This is a genomic window from Amycolatopsis sp. DSM 110486, from assembly GCF_019468465.1.
In the GTDB taxonomy this organism is placed as follows: domain Bacteria; phylum Actinomycetota; class Actinomycetes; order Mycobacteriales; family Pseudonocardiaceae; genus Amycolatopsis.
On record NZ_CP080519.1, the window covers coordinates 5,180,682 to 5,206,127 of the forward strand.

Annotated in this window: 25 protein-coding genes; 15 read left to right on the top strand and 10 right to left on the bottom strand. The window is 69.9% G+C overall.

Annotation, left to right across the window (positions count from 1 at the left end; genetic code table 11):
* Positions 1–15 precede the first annotated feature (15 nt).
* The gene (locus K1T34_RS25270; RefSeq protein ID WP_220246655.1) at positions 16–1,506 is read left to right on the top strand and encodes a serine/threonine-protein kinase; all 1,491 of its coding nucleotides are present in this window, start codon (positions 16–18) and stop codon (positions 1,504–1,506) included.
* A 4-nt stretch (positions 1,507–1,510) separates the two neighbouring features.
* On the opposite strand, the gene K1T34_RS25275 is transcribed toward K1T34_RS25270, so the two are convergent.
* Positions 1,511–2,152, bottom strand: a complete 642-nt coding sequence (locus tag K1T34_RS25275; protein WP_220246656.1) for an HAD family hydrolase — start codon at positions 2,150–2,152, stop codon at positions 1,511–1,513.
* Positions 2,153–2,234: 82 nt separating this feature from the next.
* The gene (locus K1T34_RS25280; RefSeq protein WP_220246657.1) at positions 2,235–3,155 is read right to left on the bottom strand and encodes an SDR family NAD(P)-dependent oxidoreductase; all 921 of its coding nucleotides are present in this window, start codon (positions 3,153–3,155) and stop codon (positions 2,235–2,237) included.
* 126 nt (positions 3,156–3,281) lie between these two features.
* On the opposite strand from K1T34_RS25280, the gene K1T34_RS25285 reads away from it, so the two are divergent.
* The 5 genes from K1T34_RS25285 to K1T34_RS25305 all read left to right on the top strand — a co-directional run bounded on the left by K1T34_RS25285 (position 3,282) and on the right by K1T34_RS25305 (position 8,025).
* Positions 3,282–3,842, top strand: coding sequence for a TetR/AcrR family transcriptional regulator (locus K1T34_RS25285; RefSeq protein WP_220246658.1), 561 nt, complete (start codon positions 3,282–3,284; stop codon positions 3,840–3,842).
* A gap of 232 nt (positions 3,843–4,074) precedes the next feature.
* Positions 4,075–4,761: a HEAT repeat domain-containing protein gene (locus K1T34_RS25290; protein WP_220247405.1), complete on the top strand. Its 687-nt coding sequence runs from the start codon at positions 4,075–4,077 to the stop codon at positions 4,759–4,761.
* Positions 4,748–5,743, top strand: coding sequence for a HEAT repeat domain-containing protein (locus K1T34_RS25295; RefSeq protein ID WP_220246659.1), 996 nt, complete (start codon positions 4,748–4,750; stop codon positions 5,741–5,743). The genes K1T34_RS25290 and K1T34_RS25295 overlap by 14 nt, the downstream gene beginning before the upstream one ends.
* Before the next feature lie 56 nt (positions 5,744–5,799).
* Positions 5,800–6,996, top strand: a complete 1,197-nt coding sequence (gene dinB / locus K1T34_RS25300; protein WP_220246660.1) for a DNA polymerase IV — start codon at positions 5,800–5,802, stop codon at positions 6,994–6,996.
* 216 nt (positions 6,997–7,212) lie between these two features.
* Positions 7,213–8,025, top strand: coding sequence for a DUF11 domain-containing protein (locus tag K1T34_RS25305; RefSeq protein ID WP_220246661.1), 813 nt, complete (start codon positions 7,213–7,215; stop codon positions 8,023–8,025).
* A 251-nt stretch (positions 8,026–8,276) separates the two neighbouring features.
* On the opposite strand, the gene K1T34_RS25310 is transcribed toward K1T34_RS25305, so the two are convergent.
* The 4 genes from K1T34_RS25310 to K1T34_RS25325 all read right to left on the bottom strand — a co-directional run bounded on the left by K1T34_RS25310 (position 8,277) and on the right by K1T34_RS25325 (position 14,230).
* The gene (locus K1T34_RS25310) at positions 8,277–10,904 is read right to left on the bottom strand and encodes a PKD domain-containing protein (RefSeq protein ID WP_220246662.1); all 2,628 of its coding nucleotides are present in this window, start codon (positions 10,902–10,904) and stop codon (positions 8,277–8,279) included.
* Between the two features lie 117 nt (positions 10,905–11,021).
* Positions 11,022–12,233 carry a monodechloroaminopyrrolnitrin synthase PrnB family protein gene (locus K1T34_RS25315; protein WP_220246663.1) on the bottom strand — a complete coding sequence of 404 codons (1,212 nt, stop codon included), beginning with the start codon at positions 12,231–12,233 and terminating at the stop codon, positions 11,022–11,024.
* A gap of 22 nt (positions 12,234–12,255) precedes the next feature.
* A complete protein-coding gene (locus K1T34_RS25320) occupies positions 12,256–12,666 on the bottom strand; it encodes a DUF742 domain-containing protein (RefSeq protein ID WP_220246664.1) in 411 nt (136 codons plus the stop codon).
* 163 nt (positions 12,667–12,829) lie between these two features.
* Positions 12,830–14,230 (bottom strand): sugar porter family MFS transporter, encoded by a 1,401-nt coding sequence (locus tag K1T34_RS25325; protein WP_220246665.1) that lies wholly within the window; start codon positions 14,228–14,230, stop codon positions 12,830–12,832.
* A 449-nt stretch (positions 14,231–14,679) separates the two neighbouring features.
* Here K1T34_RS25325 and K1T34_RS25330 point away from each other — a divergent pair, with 449 nt between their 5' ends.
* Genes K1T34_RS25330 through K1T34_RS25340 form a run of 3 tightly spaced genes read left to right on the top strand, consistent with a single transcriptional unit; the run spans position 14,680 to position 17,167 of the window.
* Entirely contained in the window at positions 14,680–14,979 is a 300-nt protein-coding gene (locus tag K1T34_RS25330; RefSeq protein WP_220246666.1) for a hypothetical protein, read from the top strand.
* Complete coding sequence (locus K1T34_RS25335; protein ID WP_220246667.1) at positions 14,976–16,544, top strand: alpha/beta hydrolase; 1,569 nt, start codon at positions 14,976–14,978, stop codon at positions 16,542–16,544. Before K1T34_RS25330 ends, K1T34_RS25335 begins: the two co-directional genes overlap by 4 nt.
* Entirely contained in the window at positions 16,541–17,167 is a 627-nt protein-coding gene (locus K1T34_RS25340) for a hypothetical protein (RefSeq protein WP_360588343.1), read from the top strand. Before K1T34_RS25335 ends, K1T34_RS25340 begins: the two co-directional genes overlap by 4 nt.
* Position 17,168: 1 nt before the next feature.
* Here the strand turns inward: K1T34_RS25340 and K1T34_RS25345 are convergent, their stop codons facing one another.
* Positions 17,169–17,939, bottom strand: coding sequence for an SDR family NAD(P)-dependent oxidoreductase (locus K1T34_RS25345; protein WP_220247902.1), 771 nt, complete (start codon positions 17,937–17,939; stop codon positions 17,169–17,171).
* 85 nt (positions 17,940–18,024) lie between these two features.
* Here K1T34_RS25345 and K1T34_RS25350 point away from each other — a divergent pair, with 85 nt between their 5' ends.
* The 3 genes from K1T34_RS25350 (at position 18,025) to K1T34_RS25360 (ending at position 19,928) form a co-directional block, all read left to right on the top strand.
* The gene (locus tag K1T34_RS25350) at positions 18,025–18,618 is read left to right on the top strand and encodes a TetR/AcrR family transcriptional regulator (RefSeq protein WP_255638699.1); all 594 of its coding nucleotides are present in this window, start codon (positions 18,025–18,027) and stop codon (positions 18,616–18,618) included.
* A 43-nt stretch (positions 18,619–18,661) separates the two neighbouring features.
* Positions 18,662–18,976, top strand: a complete 315-nt coding sequence (locus tag K1T34_RS25355; protein ID WP_220246669.1) for a helix-turn-helix transcriptional regulator — start codon at positions 18,662–18,664, stop codon at positions 18,974–18,976.
* 85 nt (positions 18,977–19,061) lie between these two features.
* Positions 19,062–19,928 carry a TIGR03620 family F420-dependent LLM class oxidoreductase gene (locus K1T34_RS25360; RefSeq protein ID WP_220246670.1) on the top strand — a complete coding sequence of 289 codons (867 nt, stop codon included), beginning with the start codon at positions 19,062–19,064 and terminating at the stop codon, positions 19,926–19,928.
* Between the two features lie 88 nt (positions 19,929–20,016).
* On the opposite strand, the gene K1T34_RS25365 is transcribed toward K1T34_RS25360, so the two are convergent.
* Positions 20,017–20,577 carry a YceI family protein gene (locus K1T34_RS25365; RefSeq protein ID WP_220246671.1) on the bottom strand — a complete coding sequence of 187 codons (561 nt, stop codon included), beginning with the start codon at positions 20,575–20,577 and terminating at the stop codon, positions 20,017–20,019.
* A gap of 109 nt (positions 20,578–20,686) precedes the next feature.
* Here K1T34_RS25365 and K1T34_RS25370 point away from each other — a divergent pair, with 109 nt between their 5' ends.
* The 3 genes from K1T34_RS25370 to K1T34_RS25380 all read left to right on the top strand — a co-directional run bounded on the left by K1T34_RS25370 (position 20,687) and on the right by K1T34_RS25380 (position 23,210).
* Positions 20,687–21,166: a MarR family winged helix-turn-helix transcriptional regulator gene (locus tag K1T34_RS25370; protein WP_220246672.1), complete on the top strand. Its 480-nt coding sequence runs from the start codon at positions 20,687–20,689 to the stop codon at positions 21,164–21,166.
* A gap of 28 nt (positions 21,167–21,194) precedes the next feature.
* The gene (locus K1T34_RS25375) at positions 21,195–22,187 is read left to right on the top strand and encodes a glutathione S-transferase family protein (protein ID WP_220246673.1); all 993 of its coding nucleotides are present in this window, start codon (positions 21,195–21,197) and stop codon (positions 22,185–22,187) included.
* 108 nt (positions 22,188–22,295) lie between these two features.
* Positions 22,296–23,210: a GlxA family transcriptional regulator gene (locus K1T34_RS25380; RefSeq protein ID WP_220246674.1), complete on the top strand. Its 915-nt coding sequence runs from the start codon at positions 22,296–22,298 to the stop codon at positions 23,208–23,210.
* Between the two features lie 70 nt (positions 23,211–23,280).
* Here K1T34_RS25380 and K1T34_RS25385 read toward each other — a convergent pair whose 3' ends face one another.
* Together K1T34_RS25385 and K1T34_RS25390 are read right to left on the bottom strand one after the other, a co-directional pair.
* The gene (locus K1T34_RS25385; protein WP_220246675.1) at positions 23,281–24,027 is read right to left on the bottom strand and encodes an SDR family NAD(P)-dependent oxidoreductase; all 747 of its coding nucleotides are present in this window, start codon (positions 24,025–24,027) and stop codon (positions 23,281–23,283) included.
* Between the two features lie 108 nt (positions 24,028–24,135).
* On the bottom strand, positions 24,136–25,020 hold the full coding sequence (locus K1T34_RS25390) for a LysR family transcriptional regulator (RefSeq protein ID WP_255638700.1): 885 nt from the start codon (positions 25,018–25,020) through the stop codon (positions 24,136–24,138).
* Positions 25,021–25,446 lie beyond the last annotated feature (426 nt).

Genomic DNA, 25,446 nt, shown 5'->3' on the forward strand with positions numbered 1-25,446 from the left:
CTGAGGGGTTTTTCGTTGACCGAGGAGAGCCGGCAGATCGCCGGTCGCTACCAGCTCGTCGAGCTCATCGGCAGCGGCGCCATGGGCATGGTCTGGCGCGGCGAGGACAAGATCCTCGGCCGCGTCGTCGCGGTGAAAGAACTCCTCATGCCGATGAACCAAGGCGAGGAGAAGGTCGCCGAGGCGAAGAGCCGCGCCATGCGCGAGGCTCGCATCGCCGCGCGCCTGCAGCACCCCAACGCCATCTCCGTGTTCAACGTGGTCGAGTACGAAGACCGCCCGTGGCTGATCATGGAGTACCTCCCCTCGCGCAGCCTCTCGGCGAAGCTGCACGACGACGGCCCGCTGACCGTCGACGAGGTCATCCCCATCGCCGTGCAACTGGCCGGCGTGCTCACCGCCGCGCATCGCGCCGGCATCGTGCACCGCGACGTGAAGCCGGGCAACGTCCTGCTCGGCGAAGACGGCACCGTCAAGGTCACCGACTTCGGCATCTCCCGCGCGGTCGGCGACGTCACGCTGACGGCGACGGGCGAAATCTCCGGTACGCCCGCGTTCCTCGCGCCCGAAGTCGCGCGCGGCGAAGAAGCCATGTTCGCTTCCGACGTCTTCGCCCTCGGCGCCACGCTCTACATGGCGGTGGAGGGCGCGCCGCCGTTCGGCACGGCGGACAACGCGATCGCGTTGCTGTACCGCGTGTCCAGCGGTTCGATCACCCCGCCGAAGCAGGCGGGGAAACTGGAGCCGCTGCTGCTGAAGCTGCTGGAGCTCAAGCCCGAAGACCGGCCGTCGATGGCCGAGGTGCTCACCGAGCTGCGGGAGCTCGACGGCGGCGTCACGCCCGTCGCGTCGGTGCCGATCCCGCTGACGGTGCCCGCGCCGATCCCGGCCGCTCCGGCTCCGGCCGTCGCTCCGACGACTCCCGCCCCGGCACCCGTCGATCGAAGACGGCGCTCGATGGTCCTCGCCGGCCTCGGCGCGGTGCTCGTGGTGGTCATCGTCGTGGTGATCGTGCTGGTGAACCGCAACAGCGGCACGACCCCGACCGCCGGTGGTGCGTCGCCGGTGGTCAACTCGTCGTCCGCGAACTCCCCGGCTCCGACCACGAACCCGCCGACTACGCCGACGACACCGCTTTCGAGCGCCCCGTCGGCACCCAGCAGCCCACCGTCGTCACCGACGTCGTCGAGCAGCTCGGTCAACTCGCCGCAGTCGATGGAGGCCGCGCTGACGAACTACTTCTCGCTCATTCCCGGCGACCTGCAGCAGGGCTTCGGCCTGCTCACGGACAGCTTCAAGGCGAGCAAGCACCAGACTTTCGCCACGTACCAGAACTTCTGGGACGACTACAAGTCCGCGCGCGCGAGCAACGTGAAGTCGATCGGCACCGACATGCTCAGCGCTGACATCACCTACGTGTCCGCCAGTGGGGCCAGCCAGACCAACCACCACACGTACCACATGGTCAACGACAACGGCGTGTGGAAGATCGACTCCGAGAGCTGATCGCTCACTCCAGCAGCAGCTCGATGGCCCCGGCCGCGTCGGCAACGATGTGGTCCGGGGCCTTTTCGTCCCCATCCCACGCGCGCCCGCGATCGACCCACACCGTGTGCAGCCCCGCGGCCCGGCCGCCGGCGACGTCGGTCTCTTCGCCGTCGCCGACCATCCAGCCGTCGCGCAACGGCGCCTCGCAGCGTGCCGCCGCGATCTCGAACAGCCGCCGGTCCGGCTTGCCGACGCCTTCGTGTTCCGAGATCGCCCACCCGTCCACGAGCCCCGCGACGCCCGTGCACAGCAGGGTGGCGAGCTGCTGCTCGGCGTTGCCGTTGGTCACCACGCCGATCCGCCAGCCCGCCCCCCGCAACCGCGGCAAGCCGGCCAGCACGCCCGGCGCGGCGGGGATCAAGGCCGGGTGCCGCTGCCGGTACGACTCGAGCAGCTCCGCGGCGGTGTCCCGCAAGGCGAACCGGTCGCGCACGTCCTTGAAGAAGACGTCGCGCGGGGCGAGCCCGTCCTGGTCGGCGGTCGCGAGCCAGGCGGCGTCGTCGGGCGTCAGGCGGTGTTCCGCGCAGAACTCCCAAGCCCAGCGCCGGAAACCCTCCGCCCGGTCGACGAGGGTGTTGTCGAGGTCGAACAGCACGAGCCGCACCGAACGACCCTAAGCAGACATCGCGCGCACCCGCACGCTGATCCGGCCCGAACGACCCGAGCGGCGCAGGCCGACCGTCGGGTCAGCGCGCGAGCAGCTCCAGCGAGACCTCCCACAGCAGCGTCGCGACTTCGGGGTCGAGCGCGTGGGCCGCGACGCCGTCGTGTGACGGCGGGACGTGGGGCTCGGCTTCGTTGTTGTCCTCGAAGTAGCGGCCGCCGACGCCGGCCAGCAGGGGAGACACGGCGAGCAGCACCGAGGTCGACGCGCCCTGCTCGGTGGTCTTCCACGCGTAGGTCCTGGCGATCTCGGCGAACTCGGGGTCGTCGGCCTGGTGGCGCTGCAGGTTGGTGCGGATGCCGCCGGGCATGAGGGCGTTGGCGGTGATGCCGTCGGTGGCCCAGCGCCGCGTGGCCTCGACGGCGAAGAGCACGTTCGCGGACTTCGACTGGCCGTAGGCGGACCACGGGTCGTACTCGCGGCGTTCGAAGTGGATGTCGTCGAAGACGATGCCCGAGCGCAGGTGGGCGCTGGAGCTCACGGCCACGATGCGTGCGTCGCCGGTTTGGGCGAGGGCGTCGTGCAGGCCGAGCGCGAGGCCGAAGTGGCCGAGGTGGTTGGTGGCGAACTGGTGCTCCCAGCCTTCCGGCGTGCGGTTGAGCGGTTCGGCCATTACGCCGGCGTTGTTCACGAGGATGTGGAGCGGGCCCTGCCAGTCGCTCGCCAGCTTGGCGACGGAGGCGCGGTCGGCCAGCTCGAGGTGCTTGACGTCGACTGCCGCGTTGCCCGTGGCCGCCGTGATCGCCTGGGCCGTGCGGTGCCCGGCCTCGGTGTTGCGGACGGCCAGCGTGACCTCGGCTCCGGCCTGCGCGAGCGCGCGGGCCGTCTCGACGCCGATGCCGGACGCGCCCCCGGTGACGATCGCGCGGCGGCCGGTGAGATCGACGCCCGCGCTGACGTCGGCGGCGGTGGACTCCCTGGTGAACGGAGTGGTGATGCGCATGGCGTTCCTGTTCTGGACTCGATGCGGAGGAGTCTCCGGTTGAGTCCGACACTAACCGGAGGACCCTCCGTTCGCAAGTATGCTTGAGTTGACGGGAAGGAAAAGGGGAGAGGTGACCAAGCCGCTGTGACCAGACCACAACGCGCGGACGCACGGCGCAACCGCGACCTCCTGCTCGCGTCCGCGGTGCGGCTGTTCTCCGAGAAGGGCCTCGACGCCACGCTCGACGCGATCGCCAAGGACGCCGGCGTCGGCATCGGCACGCTGTACCGCCACTTCCCGACGCGCGAGGCCCTGATCGAGGCCGCGTACCGCAACGAGCTGGACCAGCTGTGCGACGCCGGCCCCGCGCTGCTGCAGGAGCTGCCGCACTACGAGGCATTGCGCACGTGGATGGACCGCTTCGTCGACTACATGACCACGAAGATCGGCATGTCCGACGCCCTGCGCGCCGTCATCGCCTCCGGTGGCAACCCCTACGCCCACAGCCGCGACCGCCTTAACTCGACCATCGAGCAGCTGGTCTCCCCGCTGATCGCCGCCGGCACCCTCCGCGACGACGTCCTCGTGGACGACGTCCTCATCGGACTCAGCGGCATTGCCCTGGCGGCCGGCCAGCCTTCGCAACGCGAGCAAGCAGGACGGCTACTCGACCTGCTGCTGGACGGGCTGCGCTTCCGCGGCTGAGCGGCCGGGTCACGGCGCGGTCAGGGGACGGAGCCGGCTGCCGGCACGCGCGGAGACTGTGCGCGCTCTTGAGGCCGATGGCCGCGAAGATCGCCGATCGGCCGGCCCGATTCCTCGGCTGGCCCGGCATGCGCTCACGGTAGTTCGGCGCGTGGGGACCGGTCCCGATGGTGAAGTCGCGGGCCGAACTTGACCTTGACATCGTGACAAGGTCTTCACTGGGTTGCAGGAGGTGGTCCCGATCAACACGCCACACAAGAACCCCAACCTGCCCGAAGCACTCAGCGCCGCCAACTCGTCGGTGCGGCTGCAGGCGGCTCTGGCGGCCGGCACGGACGCCGACCCCGGGCTCCTCGAGACTCTCGTGGCGCGGTGCGCGGTGGAGCCGGACTTCTTCGTGCGCGACATGCTGACGTGGGCGTTGACGCGGCTGCCGGCGGAGCTCACCGTGCCCAGGCTCGTCGTGGAGCTGCGGTCCGGGCATGCTCAGGCGCGGAGCCAGGCGTTGCACACCGTGTCCAAGATCGGCGACGTGAGTGTCTGGTCCGAGATCACGCGGTCGTTGCTGCGCGACGCCGACGACGAGGTCGCGCGGAGTGCGTGGCGGGCGGCCGTCGTACTCGTGCCCGAGGCGGAAAAACCCGCGCTGGCCGAGGAGCTGGCAGCGCAGCTCGGACGGGGGGACCGGGACGTGAAGCTGAGCCTGAGCCGGGCGCTCGTCGCGCTCGGGGACGTGATCGAGCCGATGCTGCTGAAGGCACTGGCGAGTGCCGACCCGGTGGTGCGGGCGCACGCCCGCGCGACGGAGCGGCTGCTGCGCGACCCGGAGGCGGCGTTCGACCCGGCCGTCGACGAGGCGAAGCGGATCGCCGCGCTCGGACCGGAGCGTGCGGCGGAGGTGGCCGGTGCTGATCGGTGAGGTGGCGCGCCGCTCGGGGGTGAGTGCCCGGATGCTCCGGCACTACGACACCCTCGGGCTGGTGCGTCCCACCGGCCGCACCGTCGGCGGCTACCGCGAGTACTCCGCCGAGGACATCCGGCGGATCTTCCACGTGGAAAGCCTGCGGTCGCTGGGGTTGTCGCTGCGCGAGATCGGCCGAGCGCTGGAGGATCCGGCTTTCGCACCGTCCACATTGGTCGGTGAGCTGATCCGGCGGACCGAAGACCGGCTCAAGCGCGAGAAGGAGCTACTGGAGCGGCTGCGCCGGGTCGACGCGTCGGCGCCGCCGGGCTGGCAGGACGTGCTGCGCCTGGTCGAGCTGCTGCACGGGCTCGACTCGCCGGATGCCGCGCGCCGGCAGCAGGCCGCGCTGGCCCCGGTGGAGGAGGTTCCGGCGGAGCTGCTGGCGGAGGCGGTGCTCGCCGAACCCGACCAGAACGTCGCGGGTGCCCTGAGGTGGGCGCTCGCGCGGGCCGGCGGCGACGGGCTGGCGAGCTTGGCGACGGGTGTGCGTTCCGACGACGTCGAAGTCCGGCGGCGAGCGGTCCGGGCGATCGCCTCGCTGCCGGGGGAGGACGCGACGGCGGTGCTTCGTGAAGCGCTCGGGGACTCGGACCCGACGGTGCGCACGCGGGCAGCTTTGGCGTTGGGCGGCCGCGGTTTTCCCGAGGCCGTGCCGACGCTCGTCGCGATGGTGGTGGACGGGCCCAACGACGTCGAGGCGGCCGAGGTCCTGGGCGCGCTGTCGCTGGACGCCTCGTGCGCCGGCCCGATCAAGGCCGCGCTGGCCGACGAGCTCGCCGCCCACACGTCGGATTCGGCCGTGCGGATCCGGTTGACGCAGGCGCTCGCCGAGCTGCCGGCGGCCGAAGATCTCCTCCAGCGGCTGACCAAGGACGGCGACCCGGCCGTCGCCCTCGTCGCCTCGGCACTCGCGCGAATGCGGCGGTCTGATGGCTGATATTGCGCCATTCAGGTGACAAGGGCACCGCTTTTGTCGGTGTTCGATGCGAACATGTGTTCGTGTCGACTGAAGGCCCCATCCTCCACGCCGACCTCGACGCGTTCTACGCGTCGGTCGAGCAGCGCGATGATCCGCGCCTGCGCGGCCGGCCCGTGATCGTCGGGGGCGGGGTGGTGCTGGCGGCGAGTTACGAGGCGAAGAGGTTGGGCGTGCGCACGGCCATGGGCGGTGCGCAGGCTCTGCGGCTGTGCCCGCACGCGGTGGTGGTGCCGCCGCGGATGGGGGCCTACAGCGCGGCGAGCAAGGCCGTGTTCGAGGTCTTCCGCGACACCACGCCGGTCGTCGAGGGGCTGTCGATCGACGAGGCGTTCCTCGACGTGGGCGGGCTGCGGCGCATCGCGGGCAGTCCGTCGGAGATCGCGCAGCGGCTGCGGGCCGAGGTGCTGGCGCGCGTCGGGCTGCCGATCACGGTGGGGGTGGCGCGCACGAAGTTCCTCGCGAAGGTGGCCAGTGCGGTGGCGAAACCCGACGGGTTGCTGGTCGTGCCGCCCGACGGGGAGCTGGAGTTCCTGCATCCGCTGCCGGTGGAGCGGCTGTGGGGCGTGGGAAAGGTGACGTCGGAAAAGCTGCACTCACGCGGGATCCGCACCGTGCGGCAGGTGGCGCAGCTGCCGGAGGTGGACCTGGTGTCGATGCTCGGGCGGGGAGCCGGGCACCACCTCCACGCACTGTCGCACGGTCTGGACCCGCGTCCGGTGCAGGTCGGGCGGCGTCGGCGGTCCATGGGTTCGCAGCGGGCCCTGGGGCGGCGTCGGCGGTCGATGGCGGAGCTGGACGAGCTGCTGGTGTCCATTGTGGACCGCCTGGCGCGGCGGCTGCGGTCGGCGTCGCGGCTCACGCGCACGGTGGTGCTGCGCATGCGGTTCGCCGACTTCACGCGGGCCACGCGGTCGCGGACGCTGGTCGAGGCCACCGACCACACCGAGACGTTGCTGGCCGCGGCGCGGAAGTTGTTGGTGGAGGCCCAATCGCTGGTTTACGACCGAGGGCTCACGCTGCTGGGGATCTCGTTCTCGAACCTGACGCCGCACGGGTCGGTGCAGCTCGTGCTGCCGTTCGAGATCGAGGACGGGGTGGCTGTCGACACGGCCGTGGACGGGATCCGCGACCGGTTCGGGAGCGCGGCGATCACGCGCGGGTCATTGCTGGGGCACGACCCCGGGATGTCGGTGCCGCTGCTGCCTGACTGATCCCCACCGGGATTTGCCTGCATCAGGTGAAAAACTCACTGTGGATCAGCGGCGGATGCTCTGAATGGCGCTGTAACGAACGAAGGGCTCCGGGCGACGGAGGGGCAGCTACGTTTTCCCGAGTCTTCCCGAAAATGCCAGAGCGGTACCCCTCGGACGAAATAGTGAGAAAGCATGGACAAGCAAAGACGTCGGCGTGGTATCACCATTCTCTCGATGGTGGCGGCCTCCGCCGCGATGCTGTTCGTGGCGCCCGGCGCGGCGCTCGCGGCCCCGCCCAGCAGCGCTATCGACGTGAGCCCCACGAGCCTGCAGCGCGGTGAGACCTTCACGGTCACCGAGACGCTGTACAACCCGCAGGACTTCGTCGTCACCGGCGCCAAGGCCGCGCTGTACGGCAAGGAGACGCCGATCACCGACGTCGCCGACGTGGTCTCCTGCAACGTCGCGTGCGGCGTGCTCGGCAGCAGCCTGCGCGCGACCGTCGGCGACCTCGCGCCGAGCCAGAGCGCCACGGTCACCTTCACGCTCAAGGTCAAGGACACCGCCCCGACCGGCTCCCTCACCCTGCAGGACCAGTTCGTGGGCGACAACTTCGCCTTCGAAACCCTCGACGGCCCGGCCATCACCGTCACCCCGGCCACCGACTCCGCCGACGTCGCCGTGTCCCTGACCGCCGCCCCCGCGGGCGTGCTCAGCTCGGAGATCACGTACACGATCACCGCCAAGAACGCCGGCCCCGCCACCGCCACCGGCGTCAAGCTCCAGGCGACGCTGGCCAACGGCCTGCAGTACTCGAAGTCCTCCAACTGCACGGCTTCCGGCCGCACCGTCACCTGCAACATCGCGTCCCTGCCCTCGGGCTCCTCGGCCAAGGCGAGCTTCACGGCCCGCGCCGGCCTCCTGACCCTCGGCACGCTCACCACCACGGCCCAGCGCCAGGCGAGCTCCCCGACGGACCCCAACGCGGCCAACGACAAGGCGTCGCGCTCCTGCCACGCAGTCACCAGCCTGCTCATCAGCTGCTGACCGTTCCCCGCGAAGCGGCCCGGCACCCTCTTGACGGGTGCCGGGCCGATTCACGTTCTCTGCCTCCTCGCCTAATGTGCCGGTGGACTTTTTTCCTTACTCACCCGATCGGGTCGACAAGACATTTTCCACGCGGTCTGTCCACCCTGCCGGGATAACAATTCATCCCCGGCCCTATTTCCCTCGTCACATACGTCCGAATTGGCCGAACGGGTTCCGGAGACCACCAACGACCCCCGGAACCCTCGCCGTCAGAAGCCCATCCGGCAGCCCGACAGCACGATCTCCTGGCCGAGCAGCGTCACCACCCGCACGGCGTACTGCGCGAGCTGGCCGTTCGGTCCGGTGACCGTCTCGTTGAGGTGCACGGTCGCCACGCCGGGGATGCCGATGGTGACCGGCCCGGTGCCGATCGGCTGGCCGTTCAGCGTGCCCACGCGGGAAGACCCGTGCAGGCCCGACTCGTCGGCGACGCAGGACGTCTGGATGTCCTTCAGCGAGATCACGCCACCCAGCAGCGACGCGCCCGAGACGAGGGCGCCCGCGTTGGTGCGGCCGGTGGCCGCGTCGAGGGTGCAGTCGGAGTGGAGGGCCTGGACGGAGGCCAGCCCGAGCACGTTCAGCGAAGCCGTGGTGTGGTCGCTGTTCGGCGGGCAGCCGGCGAGCGGCGTCTTGCTGACGTTGATCAGACCGCTCGCGCTGAGCGACCACGCCTCGGCCCGCACGTACGACACGATCTTGACCACGGCGGTGGCCGCGCCACCGTCGTCGTCGGTCACGGTGACCAGCACGTTGTGCGCGCCGACGCCGGTGAAGGCGTGCGAAGCGGTGCAGGTGCCCGAACCCGGCGTCTCGGCAACGGCGCCCGTGGCCACCGGCGAACCGTCACCGAAGTCGACCGTGCAGGTGTGCGTGTCGTGCCGGCCGATGTCGGTGAACGGCGCGGTGACGCCGATGGACGCGTTGCGCAGCACGAGCTGCCCGTCGGGCGGCGACGAGATGCTCACGTGCGGCGCGACGTTCGTCAGCGTCAGCGTGGTCGTCTTCAGCACGGCCGGGTGCAGGCTGTCGTCGGCCGAGAGCGTCAGCGTCCACACGCCGTCGTCGTCACAGGTCACCGTGGTGGACAACGCGGCGGGATCCCCGAAGACACAGGAAGTCCCAATGTCCACACCGGACTGCGGAGCCGCGCTCCAGTGCGTGGCGAGCGTGGGACCGTCCGGATCGGACACCGAACCGGCCAGCGAAACCGCCGTGCCCTCCTGACCCGCGTACGGGCCGCCGGCCACCACCACGGGCGGATCGTTCACGATGATCCGCGCGATCGCGGTCGCCGCACCACCGTCGTCGTCGGTCACGCGCACGAGCACGTTGTACGTGCCCGAAACCGTGTATGCGTGCGAAGCCGTGCAGGTGCCCGAGCCCGGGGTCTCCGAGACCGAACCCGTGACGAGCGGCGAACCGTCCGCGTAGTCGACGGTGCACGTGTGCGTGTCGTGCTTGCCGACGTCGGTGAACGGCGCGGTCACCGCCACCGCCGCCCCGTGGTTGAACACCGCGTCCGTGGCCGGCGCGGTGACGCTCACGTGCGGGGCCACGTTCGACACGGTCAGGTTCGTCGTGCGCGAGACCGGTGGGTTCACACCGTCGTCGGCGGTCAGCGTGAGGGTCCACACCCCGTCGTCGTCACACGTCACGGTGGTGCTCAGCGCTGCCGCGTCGCCGAACGAGCACGTCGCACCGGCGTCGACGCCCGAGCCCGGCGCGACGCTCCAGTGCCGCGTGCCGGCAGGCCCGTCCGGATCGGTGACCGTGCCGGCCAGCGAGATCGCCGTGCCCTCCTGGCCCGCGTACGGACCGCCCGGCGCGACGACCGGCGGCGCGTTCACGATCACGTGCGTGCAGTCGGCCACGGTGCCCGGGCCGCCGCCGTCGGTGCCGTGCGCGGTCACGCACAGCTCGTGGCGCCCCGGCGCGAGGTCGCCGGTGGCCACGGAATACGTGACGGACGCCGGACCCGTGCGGGGCAGCCCGGGGTTCACGTTCGTCACGGGGGTCGCGCCGCCGCCGTCGACCGACAGCGTCAGCGCGGTGAGCTGCGAGTCGATCACGCCCGGGAGCACGTTGGGCAGGTTCGCGGGGTCGGGCACGGCGGTGCAGGTGCCGCCGGTGAGGTCGGCGATGGCCTGCAAGCTCGCCGGGTACGAGGTCCCGGCGCAGCTCGCACCGGCGCCGACTGCGAACGTGTAGTACGTGACGCTCGCGGGCACCGAGCTCAGCGGCGGCCGCACGTCACCGCCCGCGATGCCGTCGGAGAGGAAGACCACGACCTTGCGGTTCTCGGTCTGCGCGTTCGTCACGGTCTTCGCGGCGTTGATCCCGGCGACGTAGTCCGTGCCGCTCGGGAAGCTCTTCGCGGTGAACTTGCCGACGCCGCCGATCACGGCCGAGTCGAGCACCTCGTTGATGTCCCGGGCGCCGTTGCCGTTGTCGTCGGCGGTCGGGGTGGTCAGGGGCTGGTCGCCGGCCGCGGGACGCACGTCGGCCGCCTCGCCGCCGCTGCCGAACACGGCCGCGCCGACGCTGCCGATCACGGTGTTCGGGACCGCCGCATCGTTGTTGAGCGCCTTGGCCGCCGCGACCTCGCAGCCCAGCACGGTGGTGTTCGCGCAGCCGGAGCCGGTGCTGCCGGACACGTCGAGCACGTAGGTGAGCCCGGTGTCCTTCACCGCCGCGCCGGTGCCCACCGACGCGGTGCCGGTGACGGTCGCGGGTCCCTGGGGGATCACGGTGTCCTCGGCCGGCCCGGTCACGGTGACCGCGATGCTCGATCCGCCAGGCAGGTTCCCGGTCACGGCCGCGGCCGGTATCGCACTCATGGCAAGAGCCGTCACGGCCAGCGTTGCGGCGCCGGCCCACATTCTCGGTCTCAAGGCTTCACTTCCCTTTCGTCGATCGGAATCAACGGTGGGAAAGTCGCCGCCGGACCCGCGTAGTTACTGGGCCGATGCGGTGAGTGACGCAGGGTGGCCGTCACCGGTTCCGGGCGAAGCCAGTTCCCGGAGCCGGTCGAGGTCTTTTCGCGCCGACGGTTTTCCGGGCCGGTCGCGGGCCGAACGCAGATCCGCCAGGTACGAAAGACCGGAAATCACGACCTCCAACGGCGGACCGCTCGCGGTGAGTTCCGAAAGCCGTTCCGGTGGCGCCGTTTTCGCGGGTTCGACGAGGAACGGCAAAACAAGCTTGTGATGGTGGTAGGTGTACGCGGCACCATGGGCGCGGCACACGGCGAGGAACAGTTCCGCGTTGCGGCTCAGCTGCGGGCCGGGTGAACTCTCGGCTTCCCTCAGGAATCGCGTGAGCAGTGATTCCTCGTCACCGATCGCCCGCAGTCGCACCTGGTCCTCGGGGGTTACGTACGGGTACTTCTCCACCACCACGTTCTGGTAGAAGGGATCCCGCGTGGTCGCCAGTCCCAGCAGGACGTCGAGTTCATTGATCGCGGAGAAGTCGCCGGCGTTCGCGCCACGGTATTCGGCGTTGCCCACGCGATAGGTTTTGAAGTACGGCCGCACGTTGAAGAAGAACCGCTCCACGTCCAACGTCTTCGACAGCGTCCGGTTGAACTGCAGCACGTCTTCCAGCGCCGCCCGCGCCGTCTCCAGCAAATACGCCGAAAGCGGGCTCGACACCCCAATCGGAACAACCCGCCGAACGGCCTCGGCCGCGCGTTGGTAAGCGAAGACGGCGAGCCCGTTGTTGGTCAGGAAAACAGCCTCGTCTTCGAGCGAAGTGAAGGTCTGGAACTGCCCGCCACTGGCCGGGTTGTACATCGCCTGGTGCGCGAAAACGAACCGCGGCGCCACACCCAGCGAGGACCCGAGCAACGATGCCAGCGACCAGGCGGACGACAGCTCCTCGGCACCCGGCGCAACCGATTCGTGCCTCCGGCAGGCAGCGAGGTGGTAGCCCACCATTCCGAGAAGTTGGTACTTCTCCCGCTCTACCACGGGTAGCGCGCCCTCTTCGAGGATGCGGCCGATCAGGTGGTGGCCTTCGGCGACGATGGCGCGCTTGAGCTCGTCCAGGTCGGGACGGCCGTCGAGGACCTCGCGCCGCTCGGCGAAGTACGCCTCTTCCAGTGCGGCGTTGTACTCGACGAACTCGTTCCTGATCCACCGGTCGAACCGGGCCACGGAAGTCGTCACCGCGCCGAGGATATCCGCGGTGCTACAGCCGGTCGAGCCCGCCGAGCATGCGGTCGAGCGTCTGCGCGCGGGCCTGGGCGTCGTACGCGCCGACCGGCGGGTGGGCGTAGAGCAGCTCCTCGTTGAGCAGTTCCTCCACGAGTTCTCGCGCGGTGCCGATCGAGAGGTTGAGGTACGCCGACAGCTCGGCGACCGACACCGTGGACACGCACAGCTCGCACGCGCTGCCGTAGGGCTCCCGCAGCAGGCGGCTCAGCCGGCGGCCCAGCTCAGTGGTCGAGACCAGTGTCTCCAGCGCGAGGTCATGGCTGACGTGCACGGGCGTGCGGGTGCGCGCGTACGGCCGCACGAGCGGCAGGTCGTCGGGTTCGCCGGCGCCTTCGGCGGGATCGGACACGCGGTGCCGGCCCGGTGTCCCGTCCGGCTCGGTCATGTCGCCACCTCCTCGCGCTCTGGTGGCAGTACAGCACCGTGATCACCGCTGTGCCAACTCCGCGCGGCAAATTCTGTCCGAAGTGGACCTGGCGCGGACCTGAAAACGACGGCAGCCGGGGTGCGGCGCGAACGCCGCACCCCGGCCGTCCGGGCGGAGGTGATCAGGCCGCTTCGGCCTTGGCGCGCGCCTTGTGGCGCCCGCGCAGGTCGAGCTCGATCTGCTCGAGCGTGCGGCCCTTCGTCTCGGGGACCAGCCACTTGGTGAGACCGAACAGCACGACGTTGATCCCCGCGAACAGGAACATCGAACCGCCGAGCCCCAGCGCTCCCGGATCGGAGATGATCGGGAAGATCGCGCTGATGATGCCGGTGGCGGCCCACAGCACCACGCTGCTGATGCCCATGCCCGCCGCGCGGGCCTTGAGCGGGAACACCTCGGCCATCATGACCCACACGACCGCGCCCCAGCCGAGCTCGTAGCCCACCAGGTAGAGCACCATCGCGACGAGCATCAGGATGCCCTTGGTGGTCACGTCGTCCACCTCGATCACGATGAACCCGGCCGCGACGAGCGTGATGACCATGAGCACGTTGCCGATCAGCAGCAGCGGCTTGCGGCCCCAGCGGTCGACGACGAACACCACCCACGCGGTGAACAGGAACTTCGTGACACCCAGCAGCACACCGGACAGCAGCGCCGCCTGCGTGGCGAAGCCGAGGCCGATCAGCATCGTCGGGAAGTACGCGTTGACCGCGTTGACACCGCTGAACTGCTGGCCGACGGCGAGCAGCAGAGCCACGATCAGCATCGGGCGCACCATCGGCGCCCACAGGTCGCGGAAGCGCGTCTTGGCCGATTCCGTGTCGAGGCGGATGACGTCGCGGATCGTGCTGATCTCCTCGTCGACGTTCACCGAGTTGCCGTGCGAGCTCTTGAGCACCGAGCGCGCCTGCTCCTCCTGGCCGTTGGCGAGCAGCCACCGCGGCGTCTCGGGCAGGAAGATCAGGCCCACGAGCAGGATCACGGCCGGCACGACGGCACCGGCGAACATCAGCCGCCAGTTGCCGGACGGGCCGAGGCCGTAGCTCACGAGGAACGCGATCAGGATGCCGAGCACGATGAAGATCTGGTTGAGCGCGCCCATGGCGCCGCGCTGGCGGGCCGGGGCCAGCTCGGACAGGTAGGTCGGCACCGTGGACGAGGAAAATCCGATGCCGACACCGATCACGAGCCGCGAGATGATCAGCAGCGCGAAGCTCGGCGAGACGCTCGCCGCGATCGTGCCGATGATGACGATGACCGCGGCCACCATGATCGTGCGGCGCCGGCCCAGTTTCTCGTTCATCCGCGAGGAGAAGAGAGCACCGACGATCGCGCCGACCGACAGGCTGGCGGTGATCACGCCCTTGTCCCACCCGGTCAGGTTCCAGGTCTTGCCGATGAACGGCAGCACACCCGAAATGACACCGAGGTCGTAACCGAACAGGATGCCGCCGAGGGCACCGAAGAAGTACAACGTGGTCCTGTTGATGGGCCGCCGCGCCGCGGCTGTCTGTGTCATTGCCGAGCCGTCTCTTTCTGGGGCTGGCCGGCCGGTCCGGTTCGCTGGGGGGTGGCCAGCGCCGTCGGGCCGAGCATGGTGGGTCTCGAATAGCCGGATTTCCTGACTGGGCGCGCCGGAGTTTCACAGCGCAGGGCTGTGAAACGGCTGGTTCCCCCGCCCGCGACGCCTTTCCTCGTCACGGACCGTTCAGCCGCCAAATCCGCCGGCGCGTTCCGACGAACTTCGCCGTACACATTCACACGCGGCCCATCCGTGGGCAATACACCGGCTGATAACTATTCAGTCACGTGACTGGTGTTCACATATGTGGACGAGGTAAGGGCGAGAGTGCCCAGGTCAGGCGCGGTGGTACAGACAATCCGGATTTCCGGTGTCGTCTCGGAACCGCGCGCATACGCCGTTCGTCGTACGGTGTCGTCTGGTCACCTGGGGAAGACGAGGTACGCATGGGTGCGGGGTTCGAAGTCGTTCCGGCGACGGTGAGTGAGGCGGCGGGCCACGCCCACCGCGCGGCCGCGACCGTGCGTCCGGTGGACCTCGCCGGCCCGCTCAGTGGGATCGCGACCGGGATGCCGGGTGGCACGAGTGTGACCGCGGCGGCGCAGCTGAGCGATGTCTGGCACGAGGCCGTGCCGCAGTGGGCGACCGACACGGACGCGTACGGCGAACAGCTCGACGACGCCGCGCGCGGCTACCGCGGCGCCGAGCAGCAGGCCACGGACGACGTGAACGGGGCGCGCCGGTGATCACCTGGGGCGATGTGCGGAGCTGGAACGCCGGGGCGATCGGCACGGTGGCCGATTTGCTGAACCAACGCTGCGAGCAGCTCCTGGCAGCCGACGGCGACGTCGAAGGCATGTCGCGCCTTGACGGCTGGACCGGTGACGCCGCGACGGCCGCACGGGCTCGCGGCACCGCGTTGACCACGAGACTCGAGCAGCTCGTGGCCGAGGCTTCGGCCGTGCGGCGCGGCGCGCACGAGACACAGCCGGCCGTGGAACGTATCACCGCCGACGTGCGCGATACCGACGATTTGGCTTCGCACAACGGGTTCGCCATCGACGACGGCGGCTGGGTCACCCCCGTGCCGGGCCCGGGAGCGGCACCCGACGAGCGGATCCGCGTCGAGCTCTCCGACCGGATCGAGCAGATCCTGCGCCAGGCCACCGATGTCGACGCCGATTTCGCGGCCATCCTCACGCGCACCGCGCGCGGGGAGATCACCGACCAGGGCGCCACAACGCTTGCGCAGGCGGCCGACGCCGGCGCCGCGCAGAGCGGCCTGTCCACCATCGGCCCGCCGCAGGGCGGCACGCCCGGCGACAACCGCGCGTGGTGGGACAGCTTGTCGACCACCTCGCAGGGCACGATCCTGCGCGACAACCCAGACCTCGTGCGCAACCTCGACGGTGTCCCCGTTAAGGACCGTGACGCCGCCAACCGCCTTGTCCTGCAACGGGAAATGACCCGTCTCCGGAACGATCCGAGCGACGACGCGAAGGCGAAGCTGCGCGGGCTCACCGACATCGAGAACCGCCTGAACGGCACCGGTCCCGGCAAGCCGCAGGCGTACCTGGTCCAGCTCGACACCAGTGGCGACGGCAAAGCCGTGGTCGCCGCGGGAAACCCCGACACCGCAACGGATGTCGCCACGTACGTGCCCGGCACCGGCAGCGAGCTCTCGAAGATCGGCGGCGATCTCGGGCGCTCGGACAAGATGTGGCAGTCGGCGACGATGGCGGGTTCGCCCTCGCCGTCCGTGATCACGTGGGTCGGCTACGACGCGCCGGACGAACTGTGGGACGCGGCCGGCGAAAGCTATGCAGACCACGGAAAAGCCGATCTCTCGAAGTTCGAGGAAGGCCTGCGCGCCTCGCACGACGGCACGCCGTCGCACAACACCGTGCTCGGGCACAGCTACGGCACCACGGTGGTCGGCCACGCCGCGCGCGACGGTGGCCTCGACGCCGACGAGATCGTGTTCGTCGCGAGCCCGGGCGTCGGCGTCGACCACGCGAACCAGCTGCACCTCGACGGCGTGCCGCAGGACCAGATGGCGCAGCACGTGCACTCCACCGTCGCCGAGCACGACATGATCAAGATCACCAACGTCGGCGTCGCCGGCCACGACCCGCTGGGCCCGAACCCGGCGGGCTCGGGCTTCGGCGGCCAGGTCTTCGACTCCGCGCCCGGCACCAAGGGGCCGTGGTACGAGGGCGGGCTTTCCGGTGCGGCGCACAGCCAGTACTGGGAGGACAACAACCCCTCGCTGCGGAGCTTCGGCCGCATCATCGCGGGGAAGCCGGGGTGAGCGCCCGCCGCGCGCTCGCCGCGCTGACCGTCCTGCTGACCTGTGTCGCCTGCTCCCCCGGAGGTGGGGCCATGGAAACCACGATGACCGAGAAACAAGCCCACGACCGGGTCGAGGACTACGTGCGCGCCGCGTTCGAGGCACTCCCGGGCACGGCGTCGCGCACCTTGTTCTCGCAGAACCGGTCCGAGTGCACGGACCCGACCGACGACGGCCCGCCAGGGCGCTTCGAGATCTCGGTGACCTACGAGATCACCGGCGTGCAGGTGGCGGCGTTCGGCGAGCACTTCGACGCCGTCGTCACCTGGTGGCGGGCGCACGGCTTCACCGTCGTCACCGATCGGCGGCCGACCGACCAATACGTGTTCGTGCGCAACGCTTCCGATAGCTTCGACATGTCGATCCAGGCCAACGAGCTCGGCAAGCTGTACCTCGGCGCGACCTCGCCGTGCGTGTGGCCGAACGGGGTGCCGGAAGCCGCGGGGGAGCCCGCGGAAACCGCCGTGGCCTCGGCGCCGGAGCCCGAACCGGCTCCGAAACCGCAGCCGCGTCCTCGTCGTGCGGCGGTGGACGACGAGGACTTCGGCGAGACGAACTGGTCGGACGGCGGCACGGCCTTCTGACTCAGGCCGACCGTACGGCCGAATAGCCGCCGTCGACGCTGAGCGTGGTGCCGTGGATGTTCAGCGCGTCGTCGCCCGCCAGGAACAGCACGGCGTTCGCGATCTCCTCCGGCGTGCTCGCGCGCCGCGACGGGATGGTCGCGAGCATCGGCTGCACGCGCTCCAGCGCCTGGTCGGACCCGGCGATGCGCTCGGTGAACGTGGGCCCGGGCGCGACGGTGTTCACGCGCACGCCCGACGGCCCGTACTCGGCGGCCCACGACTTGGTCAGCGAGTGCACGGCGGCCTTGGTGGTGCTGTAGAGCGCGGAGCCGGCCATGCCGTCGAGGCCGTTGATCGAGCCGAGGTTCACGATCGCGCCGCTGCCGCGCGCGGCCATGCCCGGCGCGAGCAGGCCGGTGAGCAGCATCGGCGCCTTGATGTTCACGGCGAGCGCGGCGTCGATGAGCTCTTCGGCCAGATCCGTGGTGGGCGACGGGAAGATCAGCAGGGCGGCGTTGTTGACGAGGATGTCGAGCGCGCCGCCGGCTTCCCGTTCGGCGGCTTCGGCGAGCTCGCGCACGGCCGCGCCGGTGGTCAGGTCGGCGCGCAAGAACGTGGCGCGGCCGCCTTCTTCGGCGATGCCGGCGGCCACCTTCTCGCCGCGTTCGGCGTCGCGGCCGCTCACCAGCACGTGGGCGCCCTCGGCGGCGAACGCGCGCGCGATGGCGACGCCGATCCCGCCCGTCGACCCGGTGACGAGTGCGGTGCGGCCTTCGAGACGTGAGGTCACGGTGGATCTTCCTTTCGTGGAATGGACTGGTGGGTTCAACCGTGCCCGCGCTAGATTGGACCGGCAAGTCCAGAAAGGTGTGCTCGTGACCCAGACACTCACCGCCAAGGGCGCCGCGACCCGGCAGCGCATCGTCGAGGGCGCCGCCGCGGAGATCCGCGAGCGCGGTGTGTTCGACACCACGCTCGACGACGTCCGTGCGCGCACCGGCACCAGCAAAAGCCAGCTGTTCCACTACTTTCCCGAGGGCAAGGAGCAGCTGCTGCTGGCCGTCGCGGAGTTCGAGGCCGAGCAGGTGCTCGGTTCGCAGGAGCCCTACCTCAGTGCCCTGCGCACGTGGGGCGCGTGGCAGTCGTGGCGCGACACCGTGGTGGCGCACTACACCGAGCAGGGACAGCTCTGCCCGCTCAACGTCGTGATGTCGCAGATGGGCCGCAACACCCCGGGCGCGCAGGCGGTGTCGACGCAGCTGGTGGAGCGCTGGCTCGCCGAGCTCGCGGCCGGCATCCGCCACCTGCAGGCGGCCGGCGAGGTGGGATCGTCGGTCGACCCTTCGCGTGCGGCGTCGGCTTTGCTGTCCGGGCTGCAGGGCGGGGTGATAATGCTGCTGTCCACGGGGTCGGCGGAGCATCTGGAGAACGCGCTGGACGTGGCGATCGAGAACCTGCGGCGGAGCTAGTTCGGATCGGGATACCGCGAAACGTGCGCGGTATCCTGGCGGTGTGGAAACAGTCGCGGATCCCGAGGTCGTCCGGGCGTTGCGCGCGCTGGCCAACCCCGTGCGGCTGCAGCTGCTCGCGTGGCTGCGCGAGCCCGCGCAGCACTTCCCGCTCGACGGCGGGGTGCTCGATGTCGGCGTCTGCGTGAGCCACATCCAGGCGAAGGCGGGCCTGGCGCAGTCGACGGTGTCGGCGTACCTCGCGGAGCTGGAGCGCGCGGGCCTGGTGCGGTCCACGCGGGTGGGGAAGTGGACGCACTACCGGCGCGACGAGGAGCGGATCGCTTCGCTGGTTTCCGCGCTGGGTCAGACGTTGTAGGTCTCGCTTGTTGGCTGTGCGCCTTCTTGCTTGCGCTTCATATCGTAATTCTGCGATACTTCGATGTGTGACTCGAGGAGATGGCATGGACGGGCTGGGGAAGTTCGGGATCTGGACGTTCGACTTCGAACACCAGCCTGCCGCACTGATGCGTGATTCGGTGCAGGAGCTGGAAGGACAGGGCTGGCGCGCGATCTGGGTCCCGGAGCTGCTGGGCCGCGAAGCCATGACGCACGCGGGTTTCCTGCTTGCTGCGACCCAGCGGATGCACGTCGTCAACGGCATCGCGCAGATCTGGTCCCGCGAGGCCCGCTGGACGCAAGGCGCCGCCCACCTGCTCGCCGACGCCTACCCCGGCCGCCACGTCCTCGGCCTCGGCTACGGCGGCGCTCGTTCCGACGTCAAACCGCTGGCCGCCATGGCCGCGTACCTGGACGAGATGGACGCGGTGGAAAGCCCGAACCCCGCTCCCGCGTCGCCGATCCGCCGCATCCTGGCCGCCTACGGACCCAAGATGCTGCAGATGGCCCGCGACCGCGCTTCCGGCGCCCACGCCTACCACGTCACCGTCGACCACACCGCCCAAGCACGCGAGATCCTCGGCCCGGACGCCTTCCTGGGCGTCGAGCACGCCGTCCTCTTCGAACCCGACCCGGCCGTCGCCCGCGCCGCCGCGCGCGAACACCTGGCGCGCTACCTGACGTCGACGTACAACGTCGCCAAATTCCGCCGCCTCGGCTACACCGAAGCCGAAATCTCAAACGGCGGCTCCGACCGTCTCATCGACGCCCTCGTCTTCTGGGGCGACGCCGACACTGTCGTCGAGAAGCTCCGCAGCCACCTCACGGCGGGCGCGGACCACATCGGGATCCAGGTCATCGGCACCCCGCCGGGCACGTCGGCCATGCCGCACTGGCGCCGTCTCGGCGAAGCCCTGCTGTCGGACAACTGACCCCCAGAAACGCCGACAGGCCGGCTCATCGACCGAAGTCGGTGAGCCGGCCCTGCGCGACCCGGTTACCCGGGGTCTGAGGCGAGGTTTAGGCGCTCTTGATCGCCGAGACCTCGAACTCGAGGGTGACCTTGTCGGACACCAGCACGCCGCCGGTCTCGAGCGCGGCGTTCCAGGTGATGCCGTAGTCCTTGCGGGAGATCGTGGTGGAGCCCTCGAAGCCCACGCGGTCGTTGCCGAACGGGTCCTTCGCCGAGCCCTCGAACTCGAAGGGGATGGTGATGGACTTGGCAACGCCCTTGATGGTGAGGTCGCCGGTCACGTCGAAGCTGGTGTCGCCGGTCTGGGTGATCCCGGTGGACACGAAGGTGATCTGCGGGTACTCGTCCATCGAGAGGAAGTCGTTGCTGCGGATGTGACCGTCGCGGTCGGCGTTGCGGGTGTCGATGCTGTGCGCCTGGATGGTGACCTTGGCGCTCGAGTTCGCCGGGTTCTCACCGTCGACGGTGAAGGTGCCGTCGAACTCGTTGAACGCGCCGCGGACCTTCGTCACCATCGCGTGGCGGGCGACGAAGCCGATGCGGCTGTGGGCGGCGTCGATCGTGTACTCGCCGGTCAGCTGGGGGTAAGTGGTGGTCGCGCTGGTCATGAGATCTCTTCCTTCGGGTTCGCTCCCCCAACCGCTTGGTTGAGGGCTCAACAAGACTCTAGCCCACATAACCTGATTGCGCGAGCAAGTATTCCGGTAGACTGCCCATATGGTGGACAGAGTGCCGTTGAGCAGGGAAGAAGAGGCCGTGTGGCGGCCGTTGATACGGATCATCACCGTGTTGCCGCGGGTCCTGGATGACCAGTTCGTGAACGAGACCGGCATCTCGATGACCGACTACACCGTGCTCGTGTCCCTCTCCGAGGCCGAGGAGGGGTGGCTGCGGCTGTCCGACCTGGCCAAGGCCACGGCGCTCTCGCTCAGCCGCATCAGCCGCGTCGTCGACAGCCTGGTCAAGCGCGGCCTGGTGGAGAAGGCCAAGTGCGAGAGCGACGGCCGTGCGGCCAACGCGTCGCTCACCGAATCGGGTCGGTCGAAGCTCGCGGGCGCCTACCCAGGGCACCTCGCGCGCGTACGGTCGCACCTGTTCGACCACCTGACCCCCGATGAGATCCGCGGCGCGGGCCCGATCCTCGCGCGGGTGGCCGCGGCGCTGGAGCCGGACGGCGCCCAGCCGTGCCCCGAGTGACCTGCAACCCTTCGACGAAAGTGGTGTCATGACCGCCGACAAGGGCGAGTTCAAGCGCGACCAGAACTACATCCCCGACCGCATCACCGCCGACGGCCGCGACGGCTGGCCCGTGGAGCCCGGCCGCTACCGCCTCGTGATCGCCCGCGCGTGCCCGTGGGCCAACCGCGCGTCGATCGTGCGCCGGCTGCTGGGCCTGGAAGACGTGCTGTCCATGGGTATCTGCGGGCCGACGCACGACCAGCGCAGCTGGACGTTCGACCTCGACCCGGGCGGGCGCGACCCCGTGCTGGGCATCGAGCGTCTGCAGGAAGCCTTCTTCAAGCGCGACCCGCAGTACCCGCGCGGCATCACCGTGCCGGCGATCGTCGACGTGCCGACCGGCCAGGTCGTGACCAACGACTTCAAGCAGATGACACTCGACCTGTCCTTGGAGTGGCGCGCGTACCACCGCGAAGGCGCGCCCGACCTGTACCCCGAACCCCTGCGCGACGAGATCGACGACGTCGCCGACAAGGTGTTCCGCGACGTGAACAACGGCGTCTACCAGGCCGGTTTCGCCGGTTCCCAGGAGGCGTACGAGACGGCGTACAACGCGCTCTTCGCCCGTCTCGACTGGCTCTCCGAGCGCCTCGCGAACCAGCGTTACCTCGTCGGCGACACGATCACCGAGGCCGACGTGCGGCTGTTCACCACGCTCGTCCGCTTCGACCCGGTGTACCACGGCCACTTCAAGTGCAACCGCGAGAAGCTCACCGAGATGCCGGTGCTGTGGGCCTATACGCGTGACCTGTTCCAGACCCCCGGTTTCGGTGACACGATCGACTTCGACCAGGTCAAGGAGCACTACTACGTGGTGCACCGCTCCATCAACCCGACGGGCGTCATCCCCGCCGGACCCGACCTGTCGGGCTGGCTGACTCCGCACGGCCGCGAGGAGCTTGGCGGTCGTCCGTTCGGCGACGGCACCCCGCCGGGGCCGCCGATCGAAGGCGAGCAGGTGCCTTCGCTGGCGGCGTGACGAGTTTCGCCACTGCCGGGCCCTCGAGGGCAGCACCCTTACCCGAGGTCCCCCGGACCTGCGCCGATGCCGCCGGTCCGGGGGACGCTCGCGGGTAGCGTCGCGCTCATGACGAGGGTGGTGTTCCTGCTCGCACCTCAGGCGTACCTGCTGGACATCGCGGGCGCGGCCGACGTGTTCCTCGCCGCGCGTTCGCTGGGCCTGCCCTACGAGCTGGCCTACTTCGCCGAGGAACCCGACGTGCCCACCGCCGAGGGCCTGCCGGTGCGCGCCTCGACCCGCGTCCCCGTCCTCGGCCGCGACGACATCCTCGTGGTCCCCGGCGGCGCCGGCTTCACCCCGGGCATCGCCCCGGCCATGCCGCGCGGGCTCGACCTGCTGCGCGTCCACCACTCCGCGGGCGGCCTCGTCGCGAGCGTCTGCGCGGGCACCGTCGCCCTCGCCGAGGCGGGCCTGCTCGACGGTCACCGCTGCACCACCCACCACGACCTCCAAGACGACCTCGCCCTGCGCTACCCGGCCACCACCGTGGTCCGCGACGTGCTCTACGTCGTCGACGGCCGCGTCGCCTCCTCCGCCGGCATGGCCAGCGGCATCGACCTGGCGCTGCACCTCGTCGCCACCGCCCACGGCCCCGGCGTCGCGGGCCGCATCGCGCGTTCGCTCGTCTTCTACGCGCGCCGCAACGGCCAGCAGCCCGTCACCGGACTGCTCCGCCACCGCAACCACCTGTCCGACCTGGTGCACCGCGTGCAGGACCTGATCGAGACGCGCTACGCGGAACCCCTGCGGCTTTCGTCCCTGGCGCGGGAACTGGGCTGCAGCGAGCGGACTGTGACGCGGCACTTCGTCGACGCGGTGGGGATGACTCCGTTGCGCTATCAGCAAACGCTGCGGTTGGAACACGCCGAGCACCTGCTGGCCGACGGGTCGACTCTCGAGGCAGCAGCTCGCAGTGCCGGCTTTGCGGACTCGCGGTCGCTGCGGTTGTTGCGGAAGTCGAAGGAACTGCAGCACCAGTAGGTTTTGTCCACAACGGAGCTATGGGTGAGCCGGCGCCCGAAAAGCGCCGGCTCACCCACCCGAGAACTCCTTACACCGCAACCCGTCCGCCATCCACCGGCAGCACCGCGCCGTGGATGAAGCTCGCGCCGCCGGTCACCAGGAACACGATCGCCGCCGCGATCTCGTCCGGGCCGGCGGGGCGGCCGGCGGGGGCGAGCGACGCCAGCTGATCCAGGGTTTCGCCCATCACGGCCGTGCCTTCGGTGCGTGTCGGGCCGGGGCTGACGGCGTTCACGCGCACGCCGCGCGGGCCGAATTCCGCGGACCACGACTTCGTCAGCAGCTCGAGCGCCGCCTTGCTGGAGCCGTAGAGACCCATGCCCGCGGCGCCGAACTCCGCGACCATGGTGGACACGTTCACGATCGATCCCGCGCCGCGCGCGGCCATCGCCGGCGCGAGGGCCGCGACGAGGAAGTACGGCGCCTTCACGTTCAGCGCGTACACCGCGTCGAAGTCCTGCTCCGACGTGTCCTCGGTGGGGCCGAAGGGAAACACGCCGGCGCTGTTCACCAGCACGTCCACGCGTCCCGTTACCGCGAGGGCGCGCGAAGCGAGGTCCTGCGCCGAGGCCACGTCTGCGAGGTCGGAAGCCAGGAACGCGGCCTGCCCGCCCTCGGCGACGATCTCCTTCACCACCTGCTCACCACGGCCGGCGTCGCGACCGCTCACCAGCACGTGGGCGCCGAGCTTCGCCAGCGCCACTGCCGTCGCGCGCCCGATGCCGCTCGTCGCGCCCGTGACCAGAGCGGTGGTTCCCGACAGTTCTGCCGTCATTTCAGTCACTTCTCCCGAATCCGGCCGCGCCGTGGTGCGCAGCCGCCTCGTTCAAGCGAAACAGCCCGGTCAGCCTTCCGACCTGGCGATACCGCTCGCTTATGACCCTTATAAGACGTCCAGTGCCGCCACCAGATGCCCGAGGTCACGCCGGTGCGACGCCGCCGCCCACACCGCCCACGTCCGTCGCACGAGTGGGGACCCGAGCAGCGGACACCAAGCCAGGTGCTCGGGGATGGGCTGCGTCCAGTTCGGCGGCGCGAGCGTGAACGTGCCACCCGCGCTCACGGCGGCGAACTTGAGCTCGGAGATCAGCGAGTGCCCGGCCGTCGGATCGGGGCCGATTTCGAGACCGTGCGAACGGAAGATCGCGGTCACCTCGTCGTACCACGCCGGGCTGCCCTCCCTCGGGAACCCGATCCACTCCAGCCCGACCAGCGCGTCGAGCCGGATTCCGTCGGGCCCCGCGAGCTTGCCGGCCTGCTCCTTCGACAGCAGCACCCCGAGCTTCTCCTCCAGCACCGGCATCGCGTCGAGCTCCGGCCCCACCGGCCGCTCGCGCACGAGGCCCAACTCGAGCTCGCCCTTCTGCAACAGCCCGAACTGCCCGGTCGTCGACGCGTGCACCACCTGCACCCTCGTGTCCGGAAACGCGGCGGCCAGATCGGCCAACGCCCGCGCCATCAAATCCGGCGGCAACTCCAACGGCATCCCGACGCGCAACAGACTCCCCGACGCATGCCGCGTCACCGCCGCCACCGCCTGGTCATGCCGCGCCAGCACCGCGCGCGCCTCACCCGCCAACGTCATCCCGGCCTCGGTGGGCTGCACACCCGCGTTGCTGCGGACCAGTAACTGCACCCCCAGCTGCCGCTCCAGCGCCTGCACCGTCTGCGACACCGCCGGCTGGCTCACGTGCAACCGCCGCGCCGCCGCCGACAGCCCACCCTCCTCGACCACGGCGACGAAGGCGCGCATTTCTCGGATCTCCATGGTGTTCATCGCACCACGGCTGTCTATGAGGGGGTGGGGGTGAGTGTCTCGGCGCCCGGGCGTGGTGGGGGACGGATCGTGTGGGCCTTGGTGACCGACCTATCCAACGGTCACATTCCGACCGTCACGCGGCTCAGCCACTCTTGGAACGCACCGGGTCAGCGGGCCAACCATCTTCCCAATGGTCACCGATCGGCAGGCACGACTCCCAACTCAGCCACCCGACAAAGCCGTCGGTTTCTCCGGCTAACCTTTCCCCGGCCGGCCCCCGGCGAAGCACTATCTTCTACCATTGAGTGCGGCGGGGGCGAGCCATGTGTATCTTCTTTTAATCGTTTGTCTTTGGTTTTAAAGATCAAAAGATTAAAAGACAAACCTTCAGATGGCTCCCCGAAGTTCAATTGTCACTACGGCTCGGGGTAGCTT

Excerpts from the sequence above, each read along its gene's own strand:
- K1T34_RS25305 (WP_220246661.1), top strand. The coding sequence starts at position 7,213 with ATGGTGGCGGCCTCCGCCGCGATGCTGTTCGTGGCGCCCGGCGCGGCG.
- K1T34_RS25365 (WP_220246671.1), bottom strand. The coding sequence starts at position 20,577 with ATGACCAGCGCGACCACCACTTACCCCCAGCTGACCGGCGAGTACACG.
- K1T34_RS25280 (WP_220246657.1), bottom strand. The coding sequence starts at position 3,155 with ATGCGCATCACCACTCCGTTCACCAGGGAGTCCACCGCCGCCGACGTC.
- K1T34_RS25385 (WP_220246675.1), bottom strand. The coding sequence starts at position 24,027 with ATGACGGCAGAACTGTCGGGAACCACCGCTCTGGTCACGGGCGCGACG.
- K1T34_RS25370 (WP_220246672.1), top strand. The coding sequence starts at position 20,687 with ATGGTGGACAGAGTGCCGTTGAGCAGGGAAGAAGAGGCCGTGTGGCGG.
- K1T34_RS25360 (WP_220246670.1), top strand. The coding sequence starts at position 19,062 with ATGGACGGGCTGGGGAAGTTCGGGATCTGGACGTTCGACTTCGAACAC.
- K1T34_RS25380 (WP_220246674.1), top strand. The coding sequence starts at position 22,296 with ATGACGAGGGTGGTGTTCCTGCTCGCACCTCAGGCGTACCTGCTGGAC.
- K1T34_RS25375 (WP_220246673.1), top strand. The coding sequence starts at position 21,195 with ATGACCGCCGACAAGGGCGAGTTCAAGCGCGACCAGAACTACATCCCC.
- K1T34_RS25310 (WP_220246662.1), bottom strand. The coding sequence starts at position 10,904 with ATGAGTGCGATACCGGCCGCGGCCGTGACCGGGAACCTGCCTGGCGGA.
- K1T34_RS25320 (WP_220246664.1), bottom strand. The coding sequence starts at position 12,666 with ATGACCGAGCCGGACGGGACACCGGGCCGGCACCGCGTGTCCGATCCC.
- K1T34_RS25325 (WP_220246665.1), bottom strand. The coding sequence starts at position 14,230 with ATGACACAGACAGCCGCGGCGCGGCGGCCCATCAACAGGACCACGTTG.
- K1T34_RS25330 (WP_220246666.1), top strand. The coding sequence starts at position 14,680 with ATGGGTGCGGGGTTCGAAGTCGTTCCGGCGACGGTGAGTGAGGCGGCG.
- K1T34_RS25390 (WP_255638700.1), bottom strand. The coding sequence starts at position 25,020 with ATGGAGATCCGAGAAATGCGCGCCTTCGTCGCCGTGGTCGAGGAGGGT.